This is a genomic window from Nostoc sphaeroides, from assembly GCF_003443655.1.
Classification (GTDB): Bacteria; Cyanobacteriota; Cyanobacteriia; order Cyanobacteriales; family Nostocaceae; genus Nostoc; species Nostoc sphaeroides.
On the sequence record NZ_CP031941.1, the window covers coordinates 5,231,215 to 5,248,952 of the forward strand.

Consider the following 17,738-nt stretch of genomic DNA (forward strand, 5'->3'; position numbering starts at 1 on the left):
CCTCAATTATTTGTGTCACTGTTTTATCCTTATTTGCTGCATACTGCCTCAGCTTGTTTAATCTACGTGTTGACATTCTGACACTTAATCTAGAATTTTTCATAATGGGTACACAATGTTTACCCTTTTAGGATAAAGTATATCTGGTGCTGAGAATCAAGAAATGAGGATTGCATACCAGTACAAGCTACGTCCAACAAAAGTGCAAGCCGCAGAGATAGATAGATGGTTATCTATGTTGTGCGCTCAGTATAACTATTTGTTGGCAGATAGATTTAATTGGTACGAACAAAACCGTAGTCCTGTCAATGCTTGTCCACTAGTTTGTCATCTCCCAGAATTAAGAGATAATCCAGACTACTACTCTCAAAAGAAAACATTGCCTGAACTGAAGAAAAGTCATCCCCATTACGGTGATATTTATTCACAAGTTTTGCAAGATGTTGTTAAGCGAGTTAAGGTAACTTTTGACAGATTTCTGAAAGGTGATAGCAACGGTAAGAAAAGTGGCAAACCAAGGTTTAAATCTAGAAGTAGATACAAAACCTTCACTTATCCTCAGATGAAAGAAGACTGCTTGCAGGATAACTTGATTAATCTCCCAAAGTTGGGGTTAATAAAAGTTGTTTTGCATCGTCAACTACCTACTGGTTTCAAAATTAAAACTGCTGCTGTCACCAAAAAAGCAGATGGATACTACATCACTTTAAGTCTAGAAGACCCTACAGTTCCTACTGTTAAGCCCGACATTAATCCCGAATCGATTACTGGCATTGACTTGGGATTAAAAGAGTTCTTAACAACTTCTGAAGGTGAAGTTGTTGCTATTCCAAAACATTATAGAAAAGCACAAAAACGCAACATAGTGGTTCAGAAGCGAGTATCTAGACGTAAAAAGGGCAGTAAAGGGAGACAAAAAGCAGTTAAACAACTAGGTAGGCAACATAAAAAAGTTGCTGACAAACGTCGGGATTTTCACTTCAAAACTGCTAATGATTTACTCAAAAAATATGATGTCATAGTCCATGAGGATTTAAACATCAAAGGACTTTCAAAGTCCAAACTAGCAAAGTCAGTTCATGATGCTGGGTGGTCAAGCTTTTTATCAATTCTTGCAAATAAAGCCGAAAATGCTGGTTTGCTTGTGATAGCTGTTAACCCAAAAAACACATCTCAAGATTGTTCTAATTGTGGGGCTAAAGTTCCTAAAAAGCTGCATGAGAGATGGCATAGTTGTCCTCATTGTTCATGCAACTTGGATAGGGATCATAATGCTGCGATTAATATAAAGAAAAGGGCGGTAGGGCATTCCGTTCTTAAAGCCAAGAGTCTCCTAAGCAATAGCCGGATTGTCTTGGAAGCCTACACTTACTGCGAAGCAGAAGTGTAGGAGATGTCACCACTACTAACCGCCGATCCATTTGATCCATTGTTGCAGACTCATAAGCTTAAAGGCAAACTGTCTGGAGCTTGGACGGGTTTTATGAAGAAACCAGATTTACAGGAAATACTGCGATCGCTTCTACTATTTTTCCAGAATTTCAGCTAACCGCAGAGCAAGTACTTAACGCTGGAGAAAGCAATATCTCAAATACGCAGACGACCAGCGTCTTAGTGCCAGATCAAGGAGCCAATTCATGAAGGTACAGTACCCCTTATTCTCTCAAGTTGCCTTAGCGCAAGACTTACCAGAATACAACCTGAAACGAGGGAATGTTGCAATTACAAGACTATCTAGATTTTCTCTTGCAAAAAGAAGAGTCTGAGGATCAGAGTAGGTTAAAATCTCCCACCTAAGTATTTGGCGAGAAAGTTTTTTGCGATCGCAAAAAAGTGCAACCGATTTTCTGGTCTGGCAAAACCATCTCCTTCATCGCTATAAAGTACATATTGCACAGGGAAACCAGCCTCGTGCATTGCGTTGACAATTATACTCGTGAATGAGTCTTTTATACTCGGCGACGAGCCTTTGATACTTGTGAACGAGTCTTTTATACTCGTGAATGAGTCTTTTATACTCGGCGACGAGCCTTTGATACTTGTGAACGAGTCTTTTATACTCGTGAATGAGTCTTTTATACTCGGCGACGAGCCTTTGATATTCGTTAACGAGCCTTTGATACTTGTGAACGAGTCTTTTATACTCGTGAATGAGTCTTTTATACTCGTTAACGAGTCTTTTATACTCGTTAACGAGTCTTTTATACTCGGCGACGAGTCTTTGATACTCGTGAATGAGTCTTTTATACTCGGCGACGGCAATTGTCACAATGTCCACAACGCAAGTTAGCGGCTTCTTTGTCAAAACCAAAGGCGTTTAATAAAAACTGCCAACGACACTGCTTAGTTGTCAGGTATTGATGCATCTGTTTAGCAGCGTGTAATTGCGTCGCTGGCTGATTTCCCGCTTTTTGGCTAATAGTGTAATGGAAAGGATCAAGCCAGTTTAACTGACCGTTGCTATGGAGTAATGCTAATGCCGTAGCACCTTCAGGAAATTGTCGGGTTACAGCATTCACTTCTCCCTGTTTTGGTAATTTTTTCACAAGTTGCTGCGCTATTTGTTGTTGCGATCGCATTTGTTCTTGAAAAAACTCCTGTCTTTGCTTATCCTCTGGATCTAACCACCCCGTAGGTTCACTCACTAATGTCAACGCTTCTGCTGGTTTCCCATCCCTTCCAGCCCGGCCAATTTCTTGCACATATTCAGATAACAAATGTGGTGCGTGAAAATGGGCTACCCAGCGAACATCTGATTTGTTTATCCCCATACCAAACGCACAGGTACACACAACAAAGGGGATTTTGCCACTTAACCAGCTTCCTTCTACTGCACGGCGTTCGGTTGCACCCAATCCCGCATGATAACTAGCTGTTGCATAACCCATCTCTGCTAACCATTGGGCTAAATCTTCGCTATCTCTCCGAGTGCGAACATAAACTAACCCCGATTGTTGCGGTCTATTTTGAATAAACTTTAATAATTGTTGTTTCCTACCTCGTGGTGTCCAAGCAATGCGAACGCTAGGATGCAAATTAGGACGGTAGGGATTCAACCGAAAAATCTCTGGTTGCTGTAATTGTAAAACTGTTTGAATAATTTTTTGCGCTAAGGGGTCAGCAGTCGCAGTAAAAGCGGCGATGCTGATTTTTGTTCCTGGTGGTTTTGATTTTAATAATGCCGGACGCACAGCCCCTAATCTGCGATAAGCTGGGCGAAAAGTATCACCCCACTGCACTAAACAATGGGCTTCATCCAAAATTAAGCCATTAATTTGCAATTGCGGCTGACATAATCTTTCCCAGACTGGCGCACTTAGCAAAGTTTCTGGCGATAAATAAAGCAATCTTAGCTGTTGGCGTTCTAAAGCTTGCAGAGTTGCACGGCGTTGAGATGAAGATAATTCACTATGCAAAAGTGCAGCCTTTTGGTTGCTTTCTCGTAGTTCCTGAACTTGATTTTCCATCAACGCCACCAAGGGCGAAACTACCAAGGTTAATCCTGTTTGTAGTAGTGCGGGAAGTTGAAAACAAATCGACTTTCCTCCACCTGTGGGCATAATAATCAGCGCATCTTTTTGTGCCAATAAACTGCTGACAATTTCTCCTTGTGGCGGACGAAAATCTTCATAACCCCAGATTTTTTTAAACGTAGCGAGAACTTCTTGCCAAGATTTTATTGTCGGCTGATTCATAATCAATAGTAGATACACCTATATCCTTGAAAACTGAATATAGCCTCTGTTATCCTGCTAATGGTTCAGTAATTTCATCATCTCAGGTTGCAAACCACTGACTAAAAGCACGGCGGTGCAACAAATGCAGATAATTTAGCCCTCATCGGCTGGCGATGTAATCGTCATAAAGGCACTGACTTAGGATAGTTTTTTCCAGAAACAGGGGCTTTTAAGTAGTCAGACAGAATTAATTACACAATGTCATTGCGAATGGAGCGAAGCGGAATGAAGCAATCGCAAGGGCTGGGATTGCTTCGCTTCTCTACGAGACGCTGCGCGAACGCTCGCAATGACTGTAAATATTTTTGTCCGACTACTTAGCTTTCTCTTCAACCCACGCACCCAGAAATGGGCTGAACACTTCATCTTTTTAGAACTGGATTTGGTGGCAATACAGTTCAGTTAAGCCCAAAAACCTTGGTAAAGACGCGAAATTTCGCGTCTCTACAGGTCTAAAATTAGTACCAAAAATCCTTAACTGAACCGTATTGGATTTGGTGGGATTAACGCCTACGGGACGTACAACAATTAGATTGCTACAAACAAATAGTGAAGAACGACTAGCTGAACGCAAAAGATTACGCTGAACTGTTCAGACCTAACGCAAGCATTCACTTACACAGCTAAAATGATTTCAAGGAAACTCTTCAGCAGAACCACAATGCTGAGAATTAGCCTAAAAATATCTTATGGTGCGATCGCAGGAGGCAAAAAATGGGCTTGGCTGGATTAAGAATTGTGTTGGTAGAGCCAGCTGGGCCGATCAATATCGGAGCGATCGCCAGGGTAATGAAAAATTTCGGACTATATAATTTAGTATTAGTGAACCCCCAATGCGATCCGCTATCGTCGGAAGCTTTGATGATGGCTGTTCATGGTCAAGAAATTATCGAATCTGCGGTATTAGTGCCGACCTTACCAGAAGCATTGCATGGATGTGTACGGGCGATCGCTACCACCGGTCGCGTTCGCAGTTTAGAAACACCTTTAGAAAACCCCCGCACTGCACTACCCTGGTTACTGGAGGAACCAGAAAAACCCACAGCACTGATTTTTGGCAGGGAAGACCGGGGATTAAGCAATGAAGAATTAAATTATGCCCAGAGGTTTGTTGGCATTCCCACCAATCCAGATTATGTAGCCCTAAATTTAGCTACTGCTGTGGCAATTTGTTGTTATGAATTGTCACAATGTGCCCAAAAACTTGACATTCAAACCTCACCTCAAATTGAAGTCGCATCTTTAGATGTTTTAGAAGGATACTACCAGCAATTAGAATCAGTATTACTGAAAATTGGTTATGTATATCCTCATACGGCAGCTAGTCGTATGGGAAAATTTCGCCAATTGTATAATCGCGCTCACTTGAAAACTGGGGAGGTGGCCATGCTGCGAGGAATTTTACAGCAGGTAGAATGGGCCCTTAAGAACCAGAGGGATAGTGAAAACTTGTAATTATTTGTTTAATATATATGCAATCATCCCCCCAAAATAATTAATATCGCTTAAACTAAACACAAAAATGCTACTTAGTGGCAAAGTAGAATTTGAGTATTAATATTATTGCTTAAAAATTAAGTTTGGGGTCAAGAGTCTGCAAGAAAACAGCCAAGTCGGTCACAAGGAGTAACTGTGTCAGAGTCAAGTGACGAACTAACAGCTTTTTCGCGGCGTCAACCCTTAAATCGCCGCCAGCGTCCACAAAAAGTGGTAAAGAAGAAAGTTAAAGCTAACAGCCAGCAACAAGCTGCCAATGGGCGAGAAGCGGCGCTAACACGGCCAAAAAATCCGATTACTCCTCCCCCAATCCCTGGCGCTACACGCAGGGTAAAATCGGGGTTAGTCATGCCAACGGCAGTAAAACCAATACCTAGTGTGAAGGGCAAAATTCCTCCCTTTCGACCAGGTGCTGTGATGGTGAAAACAGTGCGGATGGAAAAGCCAAAAATAGGCAGGCGTTCATCACGGAAGACGCGGTTAAAGCCAATGGCCAAAACCTTGTTGTATATTGTGCGGTTGTTGATTGTGGGTGTTGGTATGGGTGCAATTGTTGGCACAGCATTATCAGTATTAGACCCGGCTAATCGCATCAGCACAACTTCTGCGCCGCAATCTAATAGTAATGTGGTGCGATCGCAGCCGCAAGCTACCCAAACTCCCCCAGTTGTAGCTTCGAGTATGTACTTATCCCAGGAAATTAGCTCTTTGAAAAATGCCGTACAAAATTTGGCGGCGGCCAATCCAAGTCTTACACCCGGAGTTTTTATAGTAGATTTAGATACTGGTAATTATGTAGATGTCAATGGTTCTATTAATTTTCCGGCGGCTAGCACAATTAAGATACCGATTTTAATTGCCTTTTTCCAGGATGTGGACGCAGGAAAAATTCGCCTGGATGAAATGCTGACCATGCAACAGGATATGGTTGCTGGCGGTTCTGGAGATATGCAATACAAATCAGCCGGAACCCAGTACGCCGCTCTGGAAGTCGCCACTAAAATGGTTACAATCAGCGACAACACGGCGACAAATATGCTGATTTCCCGGCTGGGAGGAATGGAGGCTTTAAACGAGCGTTTCCGAAACTGGGGATTGACAAACACAATAATTCGTAATCAACTCCCAGATTTGCAAGGGACAAATACCACTACTCCCAAAGAATTGGGGAATTTGATGGCTATTGTGAGTCAGGGAAGTTTAGTGAGTATGCCATCACGCGATTTAATGCTCGATATTTTGCGTCGCACTCAGAGAAACACTCTGCTACCATCAGGTTTGGGAACAGGTGCGAGAGTATATCACAAAACGGGCGATATTGGTACTATGCTGGCAGATGCAGGTTTAATTGGTGTTCCAACTGGCAAGCGCTACGTAGCTACTGTCATGGTACAACGCCCCAATAATGACCCTCGCGCTGAAAAATTGATTAGCTCAATTTCTCGTGCTGCTTACGAAGAGTTTAGCCAAAATGCTGTTACACCCAACAGTACAAGCACTATACCCGCAAATGTTTATCAGCCCCAGATTGGGAGTCCTGCTTTACCCAACAGTACGACGGGTACTGTACCCATAAGTGGTTATCAACCCCAGATTGGGAGTCCTGTACCTAATGGGATGGGAAGTACTGTGCCGACAAATGGTTATCAGTCTCCAGTTATGAATCCTCAGTATTACCCTCAAAGATAAATAAGTCGGCGTATCGTTGGGATAACACAGGGGACTGTGGGAATTAGCGGTATGCAAGCGCTGCAAACCAGAAAGTCTACTCCGTAGAGGCTGGCGATCGCAATTGTAGTGACAATTTTTGTTTGCAAATCAAATAGGATTGCTATACCCGAAACTATCAACCAAATAGTCTTTGCTCAAATTCAAACACTAATTGTCAAAATTCAAACCTTTGCAACAAATACTCTTCCATATATAAGAAAGGCTTAAGTATTTCTTGCAAAGGTATAATCAGTTGCAACAAATGCTTAATACTTTGCAACAAATACTCTTCCATATATAAGAAAGGCTTAAGTATTTCTTGCAAAGGTATAATCAGTTGCTGCAAAGGCTTAATACTTTGCAACAAATACTCTTCCATGTATAAGAAACGTTTAAATCATTGCAACAATTGTTGTAATGAACTTATGAATTGATTAGTTATTGGTCATTAGACTTGTTGCAAAAGTCCCTAACACCTCTCCTCTAAAGACACACAAGTTTAATTACCCCCCTTGTAAAGGCTACGGTGTATACACAAGTCAAAAAAGCTTGATTTTCCATTGTTTTCTTGTTGATCTCGTTCCCAGGCAGAGCCTGGGAATGCATTCATTGAGTCTCTGGCTCAATGTTTGACTGGAGGCAGAGCCGTATTTTACACCCAGACCGTTGATTGATTGCATGGTTTCCTTACTGAAGCCGCAACCAGGAGAGTTGATTCAAGATCCGGCGGCTGGAACAGGAGGGTTTTTGATTGCAAGCGATCGCTATATTCGACAATACCACGATCCCTTTGAGTGGACAGAAGCACAGCAATCTTTCCAGCAGCATCAGGCGTTTTATGGTATGGAGTTGGTGCAAGATGCTCACCGCTTGCTGTTGATGAATATGATGTTACACGGAATTGAAGGGGCTGTAGATTTGGGTGATAGCCTTTCTGCAGAGTGACTCGTGGGCATTTCTCTGAGTTTGAGCAGTGCTATGGAGATGAACCCAATGGCAATAGTCCCCGTGTGGATTTGGGAGAAAATGGGCGTTTCCGGTGCTTCACGCGAGAGCAGATTACCAAGCGTAACGAAAATTTGGATATTTCCTGGCTGCGAGATGATAGCTTGCGATCGGGCGATAATTTACCAGAGCCAGAGATAATTGCAGCTGAGATTATGGAAAAGCTGCGAATTGCCACAAAGGAGATGGAAGGTTTGATGATATTGCTAGAAGGGGAAGAAGCGGCGGAGGCTGTCAGTGCTTCCGTGGGGTTATCAACCTTAGAATAGAAGCATAAGTAGTAGATTTTTTGTAAAGACGGCGATTTATCGCGTCTTTTGTAGAGACTGTGTACACACAACTCTGAAATGGTGATTAACCAAGGTTTTACCCCACCCTAACCCTCCCCTTATAAAGGGGAGGGAACTGGATTATCTTGTTTCCCCCCTTTCTAAGGGGGGATTAAGGGGGGTAATTCTACTTGTATGTACACCGTAGCTCTCTAACCGTCAAAATGAGTTTGACATAAAGTAATAGTGGGTGAATTTTAATGAGTCCAGAACAAGAGTTATTAACAAAGTGGCGTTCTCTTCCACAAGACAAACAAGAGGAAGTTTTAGATTTTGTGGAATTTCTTCACTTGAAAACCAAGTCGCAAGAAAAAGATAAAATTCAACTTACGACCCCTGAAGGTAAAGGCTGGAATTCTGGTTTTTTTGAAGAGGTAATTGGTGGTTGGGTAGGAGAACCACTAGAACGACCAGAACAAGGAGAATATGAAACTAGAGAGACACTATTTTGATTTATTCACTCGATTCAAATGTCTGTATCCGCTTAATAAATAATAGTAGTGCTGCGGTAACAAATCGTTTGGCATCCCAACAACCAAAAGATATTTTAATTTCTACGATAACCCAGTTAGAACTCTACTATGGTGCTTACCGTAGCTTTCAGCAGGAGAGAAATTTAGAAATATTGCAACGTTTTTTTAGTCAGTTTACTATCATACCTTTAGATGCGGAAGCTGCAAGGATAGCAGGGATAATTCGGGCTGAGTTAGCTGCTAATGGTACGCCGATTGGCCCTTATGATTTACAGATTGCGGCTATTGCAATAGCGAATAATTTGATATTAGTGACGCATAATACACGGGAATTTGGTCGAGTGAATGGGTTGCAGCTTGAAGATTGGGAGGAAGAAAGTTGAGATAGCATTAGCTATTTTGATTTTGCAATGCTTTTCGATATAGTTTAACCGCCTGTGTTTGATTAGTTTCGCTAACAAAACTAGCTAGCAAAACCGGGTCGAAATTTGGTAATAATATACTATTAGAACTTTGAGTATATTTGCCATCAATTTCTGATAAATAATAAAAATCGAATTGCTGGTTTTTCCAAAACCAAACTTCTTTTACGCCTAAGCCTCGATAAACCTCTAGTTTGTCAATTCCGCCACTAGTTATAACAATCTCTATGGCAATATCTGGTACTTCATTGAGTTCTCCTAGACAGTAACATTCATCTGGTTCTGCGCCTTTTTTAACAGCTTGCTTACGAAAAGTAGTACTACCATAACCATTAAGGTTAATGTCTCTTTCCTCTGCATAAGCCTCTAGTAATCTCGCAATTATTTTTTTGAGGCGTTCATGTTCTGGAGAGGTAGTCATAATAATTTCTAGTGTTCCTTCTAAATAAGTCATCCGGGGAAATTGATCAACAAACATATCAGAGAGTTGTTCATATTGTTCCCAGGTGACATCATAAAGAATGAGCCGTTGGTCTTCGGTTGGTTGAAGTGTCTTCGGGTCTAAAAGTAACATAACATATTAGTTTATGGTTGATGATAGTTATTATAAGTTACTCTTTAGGCATCAAGTAAAAATAAGTAGTGCGAGCATCTTGCTCGCGCGGGCAAGATGCCCGCACTACAAATATTAAATTGTTCAACTTATTTTTACACGACTGCTTAATCTGTTTTCTCTGCGTTCTCTGCGCCTCTGTGGTTAAATAAATGATTTATAAACCGCAGAGGCACAGAGGACACGGAGGAAGAAGTTAAATTTAGAATAGTTTGTACAAGAGTTAGAGAGTTTGTAGTTTACATGAGTGATGAACGAACTTTGGGGGTTTAAGTCCCCTGCCTCTCCAGGCAGCCTGTTTTGGGTCGGGGTTTAAATCCCCGTCCCAAAACGTAATTGCGAATTGCGAATTGCGAATTGCGAATTGTTTTAATCCCCCCTTGGAAATGCGGGGAAGTGCGATCGGTTTTGAGGATGAAAGTTTTGGAGGGGCGATCGCAAATAGCTCATAAAAGGTTTTACAATTACAATTATTAGTAATCCAGTAAGCTATATTTGCTGCTATGACTGACGCATTACAATACATCTGTGATTCAGAAGGGCAAACAGTTTCCGTAGTTGTCCCCATTGCTCTTTGGCAAGAAATAATGGGTGAGAAAGAAACTGCTTATCTGCTGAACAGTCCAGCCATGAAAGCAAGATTACTTACAGCTAGAAAACGTCAAGAGGGAATTTCCTTGGAAGCAGCCTGTGAAAAACTTGGAATTTGATGCAGATGCTTTTGAGGACTTAGTTTGGTGGATCGAAAGCGATCGTAAAAAAGCGTTAAAAATCATCAAATTAATTCGTGAAGTACAACGTGATCCATTTGAAGGAACAGGACAACCTGAAGCATTAAAATACGATCTATCTGGTTGCTGGTCAAGGCAATCGATCAAGAACATCGTCTGGTTTATGAAGTCCTAGACGATAAAATCAGAATTCTTGCCTGCCGCTTTCACTACTAAAAATCGCTTTTTGGTTTTGAGTAAATAGGTGTTAGGGACTTCCAAATAAAAAAATATCCAATTAACTCTTGTGGGGTGGGCGTCTCGCCCGCCCTATGGACTGGGCGGGCAGGATGCCCACCCCACAATAAAAGTTGTTGTCTTTTAACTCTTAACTTTTTTGATACCGCATCCCTGGTAATTGCGAAACAAAACCCATAAGTTCCAACTGCAATAAAGCGCCGGAAACTGAACCAGCAGCCATGCCGGTTTGTTGGACAATAAAATCAAAGGGTAAAGCATCACTTGCGATCGCATCCATTACCCTTTGCAATTCTGGCTCTAAAGTTGGCCTTAACTGTTCTAGTGCTGTAGAAGCCTCAATTGGATCAATTTGTGGTATTGCTCCCAGCATTGTTAACAGTTCGTCTAATTCCTTGACAATCAAAGAAGCTCCCTGACTAAGTAACTTTAAGCACCCTTGAGATGGATGATCGTCCACTCTTCCAGGTAAAGCATAGACATCTCTGCCAAATTCATTTGCGTAGGTTGCAGTAATTAACGCACCGGATTTTAACGGCGCTTCTATTACTAGGATGGCGCGACTTAAACCCGCAATAATCCGATTGCGGCGGGGAAAGTGAGTGCGATCGGGTGGGGTTTTGGTGGGGTACTCACTCACAACTAATCCAGCCGTCAAAATTTGCTTGTACAAATCCCGATTTTTATGGGGATAAATGACATCTACGCCAGTTCCCAAAACTGCGATCGTGCGTCCACCTGCTTTCATAGCGGCGATGTGGCTTTCTGTGTCAATTCCCTCAGCCATCCCAGAAACAACTGTAAAGCCATTTTTAGCCAAAGCTGTACTAATTTGGCGAGTCCAACGGATACCATATTCTGAAGGTTGGCGGGTTCCGACAATTCCAACCATCGGTTTTTGTCCGAGATTTTCTTGAAGTTCGACTTCACCGCGATAGTACAAAATCGGCGGTGGGCTTGGAGTCTCCAGCAGTAAGCGGGGATAATCTGCATCTGCTGGTGTCCAGAAATGAGAGTTTTCCTGCTGATGCTTAGTGAATAGTTGTTCTGGGTGTAGGCGCGATCGCTGTTGTACTACTTTTTCTAGTGTCTGAAAACCAAAACCCTCTACTTCTCCTAACTGCACCTTGGTAGCTTTCCAAGCTGTTGCTAACGTGCCAAAATGCTGTTGCAGCCGCCGCAATAATACCGGGCCAATCCCCGAAATTTGCGCCCAAGCTAACCAATATGCGCTTTCTTCTACCACGGTTTCATCCTCACGCCCACTGGATTGAGTATTCCCAAATTGGGGTTGTTTGTTGATAGGGATGGGGGCAATGCTGTTCGGTTAAGGCAAGAGACGCGATGAATCGCCGTCTCTACAAAGACTTCTTTGCCAATTCCCCTTGACTTTTGACTCTTGACTCTTGACTATTAACTATTGACTATCTATATTCTGATCTTCTGTGATGAAATATTTTTATCGTCTTTTAATAAGCCTATCTGGGTGCTTAATATTTTTACTGGTGCATAGTGGCCTTGGTTTATTGCCTAGTTTGGCAGCCGAAAAAGTTACTGTCAGATACGGATTGTTTGAGCAATCGATTCCGGTGGCAGATATACGCAACTATGGCGAGACGCAAAAGGCTTCTAGCGATTTGCAATCTTTCCTAGATTACCTCAGCGCTAAAGAGAAAGAGAAGTTTCAAGAAGCCCTTCAAGTAAAAATGTCTCTGGATATTGTGGCTTTAGATAAACTGCTAAATACAGGAATGGGCAAGCAAATTTTATCTTTTGCATCCCAAGCGATCGCTCGTCGCGATCAAGCCAGTATACAAGCCCTACGATCTGCCCTCATCATCGGAGCAAAATCACCAGATGGTCTAGGAATAACCACCTTTCTAGAAGCATATCCTAGTAATCAACTAGTTGTTGATGTGTCAAAAATTTCTAAGCTAGTTGGTATGGCAAATTCATCTTCTAGTGCTGCTGATGCACCACCAAAAGATGACGTAAGTTCTTCACCTTTAGGAAGAATTGCCCTACAATATCAAACACTCGCCGCCCAAAATAAACAGTTTTCAGGTTGCTTATTTGGCGATTCTATTTCGGCTGGACTTGGCAATACTCTTGGGAGTGGTACTTTTAATTTTGGGTTAAATGGTCTGAGTACAATCTCATTACTAGAACAATTAAAAAGTTTAATTCCTACCAAGGTTAAATGCGAAAAAGCTATTATTGCCGTAGGTGGAAATGATGCTTGGTATGGAACTAGTGATGAGTTGTTTAGCAAAAATTTACAAGAAGCGATCGCACTTGTTCGGACAATGGGAAATAAAGAGATTTTTCTGATTCCGGCTTTTTATTCAACAGTTGCAGCAAGCTCAGATCCAAGTGTATCAGCCCCAAATTCTAGAGTTGAACAAATTAATGCTTTGATTAATAAAGTTGCTGAAACAGAAAAAGTGCCAGTTGCAGCAGCAGGAGTAGCACCATTGTATGAGAATAATGTTCTTAAAGAGAATTTGTCGAGCGATGGCGATCATCTGAATGCAGACGGCCTTAAAATTTACCGACAAGCATTATTACAAATCCTGCAAAAGTAATATGATGTCGTCTAATTGCCCATAGTAAAAGCACCCTATTAAAATTACGTTTTATCTAACATAATTCGTAGTTCGTAATATAGCGGTTCTCAGTTGAGCGAGTTACAAGAACCCCCCTCTTAATCCCCTCCCCATAGTAAGGGGCTACGGTGTATACACAAGTCTTGCCGTAGCCATATCATTAATAAATCTCGCACTGCGTTTCTATAGCGGTTCCGATTCAGATGCGGTACAACATTGTATCACGAGGTGTAAGGGCACGGCAGTGCCGTGCCCCTACGGGTGTACCTCATGTAAACGAGAACCGCTATATCCCAATACGCTTGGGTTAGAGCCAAAAACCTTAAACTGCGTAGGTTGGGTTGAGGAACGAAACCCAACATTTATCAGAATTTGTTGGGTAACACTAAAGTTCAACCCAACCTACGATTATCCTTAACTGAACTGTATTGGTCTATATTAGTCCACGTTTAGTGCAATACGGTTCAGTTAAGGCTAAAAACTAAAACTTTAGGATTTCCAATTCAAAAACCGCGCATAAATATAAGCTATGCCTTCATCAATAATTGTCCGTACACCTTGGCTATAATCCCACCATTTGTTTGGATCATAATCTCGTGTTTTGGCAGCGATCGCACCAACTTTGATCTTAGGGCTAAGTAGTTTTTTGAACAGCAACCAACTTCTACGGGTGTGAACGTCCAAAGAAAAAACATTTATTGATTGTAGCTTTAAATTGGAATCGGATAGCCAGCGATCAAATTCGACAGCAGATGCATAACTACGATCCTTAATTACTACAGGTGTCGGAACAGCTACCACCTTCTCTGATTCTAAACCGAGTTTCTTGAAGGTGGCGGCTGATACTTCTGCAAAGTTCTTGTATTCGCTAAGATAAATTCCTTTTTCTATTGAGCCTCCCGTGGTAATTACTAGACTATAAGAACCGTTGTTAAATTCAGTCAAAGCTTGTTGTATGGCATAATCTGGTAGCCATCCTTCAACAACCAATACTTCTGCTGATTTTATAGGGGAAGTCACGGCGAGAAATGAGTGTACATGAGTAATAGTGAAAAATATTAAATAAGCAATCGAAGCGATTGCAATCGCCCACCCCTGAGCCGTAAGTGTCCACATTTCTTGGTGTTTTATTAGTTTAATTTTTGGAAATTTTCGACACCGACGATTTTTTGTCTGCATTAAACCTTAGCTAAACGTTGTTCTTTCAAGTAAGTAAATACAGACTTATCTCCGATATCAGCAGGAATTGCTTGCACTGTCTTTCGCAGGGCAAATACCAAAAACAACGTTGCCCAAATTCCTAATAAAACACTTTCTGCCTGAATTGGTAAAATTCCCACCAAATGTCCTAACAATAGTAGCGGTACTATTAGAGTTAATACTTTGGTTTCCAGGCGATTGAAGCAAAAAGCCTCTTTAAAATAAATACCTGTCAAAGCAACGAAGATAAAACCAACTCCAAATAAGGTAAGAGGCTGATTGTAAACAGCCAGAGCTAAAGGTTCACTACTAGAGATTGCTAGAATCACTGATGCTATACTACCGATCGCCCAAAAAATTTGCAACGTTCGGTGCAGTGATGCCATATAGATGTGAATGGTAAATAAACTTACACCTAGAGCGACACTAAAACAAGTATATAGAGGTGTAAGTGCGGTAAAAATAGTCGGGTTATTGTTGAGCAAAACCAAAGTACTGCCTATGGCAAAACTCAGTGCTGCTACCATTAACCCAGCGCGGTAGATAATTACGCCAGTGCGATCGCTCTGAGTAATTGTAAATTCCCCAAACTGACCTTGATAAACTTCTGGTGGAGGTAGTGTTTGCGTTGTCATAGTTAAAATATAGTTATGAATTACTAATAGAGTACAACAGTAAATTGCTGAAGGGTTACTTTTATTATTATGGGCAATCAGACGAACTAAGTGTCACAATCCTTAAAGTTTTAAGCCAATTTTGTAGTATTAGTTGACTTGACAGACGCACTAGAGTCGTTAATTATCTCTACCATTTGACCGGATTTCCTTCGAGAGCGAAAGACATCGCAACAGTAAAGGACGGCGTAAATCCAGGTATCATCTCAATTAACCAGACTAACAAGGGAATTTTACCCCTTGTTAAAGGTAGGCAAACTTCCGCAATATTATACTAGTAATTAGCAATGGTTTGTATAGTCTCTAGTTTAGCTGAGGACTTGATTCTAACATTAGACTTTAGCTATATAAAGTAGATATTGACAAAATTAAAGTTTAGTGCATATAAAACTTTAGCAATCAGATAACCCCATAACTAGTTGATATAGGAAAGTGAGGTGAGTGATGGCATTCGTCTAAAGAATCGTAAAACTGTAGACACTTCCTCGGTTTGTCGTCAGATATTGCTCTTGATCGAGGATGTGCGATCGCTTAAAATGATTTTCACTCAAGTCAATAGCGATCGCCACTAGACAAACGACCATTGAATCACCATGCTGTAGTGATAGCTCATCTATTATTCACCTTTCTCGCTTTTAAAGTATTGCAACCTTTTGAGTACCCGTTGAATGTTATTCTCCAAGATATCTTCATCACTTTGCCAGAGAATAATCTAGATGCTTACAGCATAAGAATTTCACCAAAAAGCTTAATTTAGCCATTCTTTTAGAAAATAAACGTTCAAACTCTCGCTCCATCTAACAGTTCAAAGATTTGCTCTTATTTTTATTTTTACAGAGAAATTAAATAGCGATTATTTGGTTGTTAAGGGTTTACCAGTTACAGCTTACTATTAAGTTTAGCGATCGCCTGATATTCTAGGTTGGTCATTACCCAATTCCAGAAAAAGTAACGCCTATCTACATCCTAGACATAGACAACATAGTTTCTACTTCAGCCCCATACCCATGAATGAAATTGATTTAAATCCGATAACTCAAGGATTGTAAAGTTTTATTTTGGAATAATTTAACCTTCAATTTACCAGTTATATATATAAATATAGAAAGATAAAAAGCAACAAAGAGACCAAATAAAAAAATTATTTGGTGTCTTTGGAGCTTGGTATTTTCTTGTGTTTGTTTTCAGGAAAATAACATGAGTAAAATTCACATGAACTTTAAACAATTCGGTGCATTACTGTCTATATCGACAATTCTTGGAATGAATGTTGTTGCGAGCAAGGCTTTGGCTCAACAAGCGCCTAGTATTCTTTTTGGGCCAGCAACAGCATCGGGGGGTGGATGTACTATTGACACTCAGACTTCCTTAAATGACGGTCGAACCTTATCTATCGTCTTGAATAACATGAGTGCAATCAATGGTCAGCGTCAAAGGTGTATTTTACGTGTTGAGGCTAATATTCCAAGTGGTTTCCGCGCTCAAGAGCTACAGGTACAGTACCAAGGAGATACTGTGGTTAATTCAGGGAGTAAAGGTACAAGCTTCAGCCGAAGCTTTAGCATTCTTGGTGCTTTAGGTATACTTACCACTACCCCTATATCTACCTCGTTTACATCTGACACGGTTATTAATGAGGTTGATAGATACTCTCTTCTAAGTGCTTCATGTGGTGGACAAGGAGTAGTCTCTATGAATCTGATTGCACGATCCTCGGTAGGAAGTGAGATTGTCCTTGATACAGGCGATATCAATGCTGGTAATGTGAGATTTAGTTTCCCGATAATTCGTTGCTAATTTGCTTATTTTTGTGGGATTGAAGATGGTAATGATATTAGTAGAAAACTTTGTTGTTTGACTAATCTTTAATCCCACACACCGCAGATTGAGAGAGTCGGTAATGAGATTATTGAGAAAATCATCTAGCACAAAAAATAATTAGCAGGGCTAATTATTCACTTTATCGAATCAGCTTGTTTTAGATATTGTTTAACAAGTGCTAGAGGTTTAAGTCCCCTGCTTCTATCAAGCAGCGCGTTTTGTGTCGGGGTCTAAATCCCCGTCACAAAACGTAATTGCGAATTGCGTTAGCGCAGCGTTAGCGAGTCTTCGAGCGTCATTGCGAATTGTTTTAATAACCTGCGGTATTTATTACAGCAGTTTTCATGTATTTGAACCACATCTGTTGTAAGGGCACAGCAATGCTGTGCCCCTACCGCGTAGTCTATTTACCTGAAAATAGCTGTAAAAAATCTCCAACTGAAACCGTGATAACTAATAAGCTGTTACGCATTTAACTTGAACATTTACATGAAGGCTGATGACCGATGACTGATGACTGATAACCGTGAACCGTCAACAGTTAACAGTTAACGACCGTAAAGAGTGTTTATACAATTTAGGCGCACATCAGCTTAACTGTTGACTGTTCATTGATTTAATTCTGACTCTTGAATTCTGTTTGATAAATCTTTGAATATTCCAAATTGCTGTTAATGGAGAGT

General features: G+C 41.0%; 20 protein-coding genes and 2 pseudogenes. 14 read left to right on the forward strand and 8 right to left on the reverse strand.

Annotated elements, in window-relative coordinates:
• The first annotated feature begins 163 nt into the window (after positions 1 to 163).
• Both D1367_RS23270 and D1367_RS32380 read left to right on the forward strand, forming a co-directional pair.
• Complete coding sequence (locus tag D1367_RS23270) at positions 164 to 1,390, forward strand: RNA-guided endonuclease InsQ/TnpB family protein (RefSeq protein WP_118168562.1); 1,227 nt, start codon at positions 164 to 166, stop codon at positions 1,388 to 1,390.
• A 3-nt stretch (positions 1,391 to 1,393) separates the two neighbouring features.
• The gene (locus tag D1367_RS32380) at positions 1,394 to 1,549 is read left to right on the forward strand and encodes a hypothetical protein (protein WP_225892436.1); all 156 of its coding nucleotides are present in this window, start codon (positions 1,394 to 1,396) and stop codon (positions 1,547 to 1,549) included.
• 230 nt (positions 1,550 to 1,779) lie between these two features.
• Here D1367_RS32380 and D1367_RS23285 read toward each other — a convergent pair whose 3' ends face one another.
• Positions 1,780 to 1,917, reverse strand: a complete 138-nt coding sequence (locus D1367_RS23285; RefSeq protein ID WP_181984935.1) for a hypothetical protein — start codon at positions 1,915 to 1,917, stop codon at positions 1,780 to 1,782.
• Positions 1,918 to 1,936: 19 nt separating this feature from the next.
• On the opposite strand from D1367_RS23285, the gene D1367_RS31190 reads away from it, so the two are divergent.
• Positions 1,937 to 2,290 carry a hypothetical protein gene (locus tag D1367_RS31190; RefSeq protein WP_244944958.1) on the forward strand — a complete coding sequence of 118 codons (354 nt, stop codon included), beginning with the start codon at positions 1,937 to 1,939 and terminating at the stop codon, positions 2,288 to 2,290.
• Here the strand turns inward: D1367_RS31190 and D1367_RS23295 are convergent.
• Complete coding sequence (locus D1367_RS23295; protein ID WP_118168564.1) at positions 2,244 to 3,695, reverse strand: RecQ family ATP-dependent DNA helicase; 1,452 nt, start codon at positions 3,693 to 3,695, stop codon at positions 2,244 to 2,246. The genes D1367_RS31190 and D1367_RS23295 overlap by 47 nt on opposite strands.
• Positions 3,696 to 3,833: 138 nt before the next feature.
• Here D1367_RS23295 and D1367_RS33125 point away from each other — a divergent pair.
• The 3 genes and pseudogenes from D1367_RS33125 to D1367_RS23315 form a co-directional block, all read left to right on the forward strand.
• Positions 3,834 to 3,884 (forward strand): annotated as a pseudogene (locus D1367_RS33125) (HNH endonuclease); the annotation flags it as partial.
• Positions 3,885 to 4,451: 567 nt separating this feature from the next.
• Positions 4,452 to 5,192 (forward strand): RNA methyltransferase, encoded by a 741-nt coding sequence (locus D1367_RS23310; RefSeq protein WP_118168566.1) that lies wholly within the window; start codon positions 4,452 to 4,454, stop codon positions 5,190 to 5,192.
• A gap of 177 nt (positions 5,193 to 5,369) precedes the next feature.
• Positions 5,370 to 6,923: a serine hydrolase gene (locus D1367_RS23315; RefSeq protein WP_118168568.1), complete on the forward strand. Its 1,554-nt coding sequence runs from the start codon at positions 5,370 to 5,372 to the stop codon at positions 6,921 to 6,923.
• Between the two features lie 196 nt (positions 6,924 to 7,119).
• Here D1367_RS23315 and D1367_RS23320 read toward each other — a convergent pair whose 3' ends face one another.
• Positions 7,120 to 7,323 carry a hypothetical protein gene (locus tag D1367_RS23320; protein WP_118168570.1) on the reverse strand — a complete coding sequence of 68 codons (204 nt, stop codon included), beginning with the start codon at positions 7,321 to 7,323 and terminating at the stop codon, positions 7,120 to 7,122.
• Positions 7,324 to 7,622: 299 nt separating this feature from the next.
• Here D1367_RS23320 and D1367_RS32385 point away from each other — a divergent pair, with 299 nt between their 5' ends.
• The 4 genes from D1367_RS32385 (at position 7,623) to vapC (ending at position 9,134) form a co-directional block, all read left to right on the forward strand.
• Positions 7,623 to 7,889 (forward strand): HsdM family class I SAM-dependent methyltransferase, encoded by a 267-nt coding sequence (locus D1367_RS32385; protein WP_244944959.1) that lies wholly within the window; start codon positions 7,623 to 7,625, stop codon positions 7,887 to 7,889.
• Positions 7,886 to 8,218 carry a glycosyltransferase family protein gene (locus D1367_RS32390; RefSeq protein WP_228674763.1) on the forward strand — a complete coding sequence of 111 codons (333 nt, stop codon included), beginning with the start codon at positions 7,886 to 7,888 and terminating at the stop codon, positions 8,216 to 8,218. The genes D1367_RS32385 and D1367_RS32390 overlap by 4 nt, the downstream gene beginning before the upstream one ends.
• A gap of 260 nt (positions 8,219 to 8,478) precedes the next feature.
• The gene (locus D1367_RS32395) at positions 8,479 to 8,730 is read left to right on the forward strand and encodes a DUF2281 domain-containing protein (protein WP_118168572.1); all 252 of its coding nucleotides are present in this window, start codon (positions 8,479 to 8,481) and stop codon (positions 8,728 to 8,730) included.
• A complete protein-coding gene (gene vapC / locus D1367_RS23335) occupies positions 8,727 to 9,134 on the forward strand; it encodes a type II toxin-antitoxin system tRNA(fMet)-specific endonuclease VapC (protein WP_118168574.1) in 408 nt (135 codons plus the stop codon). Before D1367_RS32395 ends, vapC begins: the two co-directional genes overlap by 4 nt.
• A gap of 7 nt (positions 9,135 to 9,141) precedes the next feature.
• Here vapC and D1367_RS23340 read toward each other — a convergent pair whose 3' ends face one another.
• Positions 9,142 to 9,747 (reverse strand): Uma2 family endonuclease, encoded by a 606-nt coding sequence (locus D1367_RS23340; RefSeq protein WP_118168576.1) that lies wholly within the window; start codon positions 9,745 to 9,747, stop codon positions 9,142 to 9,144.
• Positions 9,748 to 10,289: 542 nt separating this feature from the next.
• Here D1367_RS23340 and D1367_RS23345 point away from each other — a divergent pair.
• Positions 10,290 to 10,496, forward strand: coding sequence for a prevent-host-death protein (locus D1367_RS23345; RefSeq protein WP_118168578.1), 207 nt, complete (start codon positions 10,290 to 10,292; stop codon positions 10,494 to 10,496).
• Positions 10,477 to 10,733: pseudogene (locus D1367_RS23350) on the forward strand (Txe/YoeB family addiction module toxin). The gene D1367_RS23345 and the pseudogene D1367_RS23350 overlap by 20 nt, the downstream one beginning before the upstream one ends.
• 151 nt (positions 10,734 to 10,884) lie before the next feature.
• Here the strand turns inward: D1367_RS23350 and dprA are convergent.
• Positions 10,885 to 12,000 carry a DNA-processing protein DprA gene (dprA, locus tag D1367_RS23355; protein ID WP_118168580.1) on the reverse strand — a complete coding sequence of 372 codons (1,116 nt, stop codon included), beginning with the start codon at positions 11,998 to 12,000 and terminating at the stop codon, positions 10,885 to 10,887.
• Between the two features lie 259 nt (positions 12,001 to 12,259).
• On the opposite strand from dprA, the gene D1367_RS23360 reads away from it, so the two are divergent.
• Positions 12,260 to 13,339 (forward strand): SGNH/GDSL hydrolase family protein, encoded by a 1,080-nt coding sequence (locus D1367_RS23360; RefSeq protein ID WP_228674762.1) that lies wholly within the window; start codon positions 12,260 to 12,262, stop codon positions 13,337 to 13,339.
• A gap of 510 nt (positions 13,340 to 13,849) precedes the next feature.
• On the opposite strand, the gene D1367_RS23365 is transcribed toward D1367_RS23360, so the two are convergent.
• The 3 genes from D1367_RS23365 to D1367_RS32895 all read right to left on the reverse strand — a co-directional run bounded on the left by D1367_RS23365 (position 13,850) and on the right by D1367_RS32895 (position 15,818).
• Positions 13,850 to 14,380 (reverse strand): ElyC/SanA/YdcF family protein, encoded by a 531-nt coding sequence (locus tag D1367_RS23365; RefSeq protein ID WP_244944960.1) that lies wholly within the window; start codon positions 14,378 to 14,380, stop codon positions 13,850 to 13,852.
• 158 nt (positions 14,381 to 14,538) lie between these two features.
• On the reverse strand, positions 14,539 to 15,195 hold the full coding sequence (locus D1367_RS23370; protein ID WP_118168586.1) for a DUF2301 domain-containing membrane protein: 657 nt from the start codon (positions 15,193 to 15,195) through the stop codon (positions 14,539 to 14,541).
• A gap of 494 nt (positions 15,196 to 15,689) precedes the next feature.
• Positions 15,690 to 15,818: a hypothetical protein gene (locus tag D1367_RS32895; RefSeq protein ID WP_267255623.1), complete on the reverse strand. Its 129-nt coding sequence runs from the start codon at positions 15,816 to 15,818 to the stop codon at positions 15,690 to 15,692.
• A gap of 613 nt (positions 15,819 to 16,431) precedes the next feature.
• Here D1367_RS32895 and D1367_RS23375 point away from each other — a divergent pair.
• Positions 16,432 to 17,031: a DUF4360 domain-containing protein gene (locus tag D1367_RS23375; RefSeq protein ID WP_118168588.1), complete on the forward strand. Its 600-nt coding sequence runs from the start codon at positions 16,432 to 16,434 to the stop codon at positions 17,029 to 17,031.
• Positions 17,032 to 17,738 lie beyond the last annotated feature (707 nt).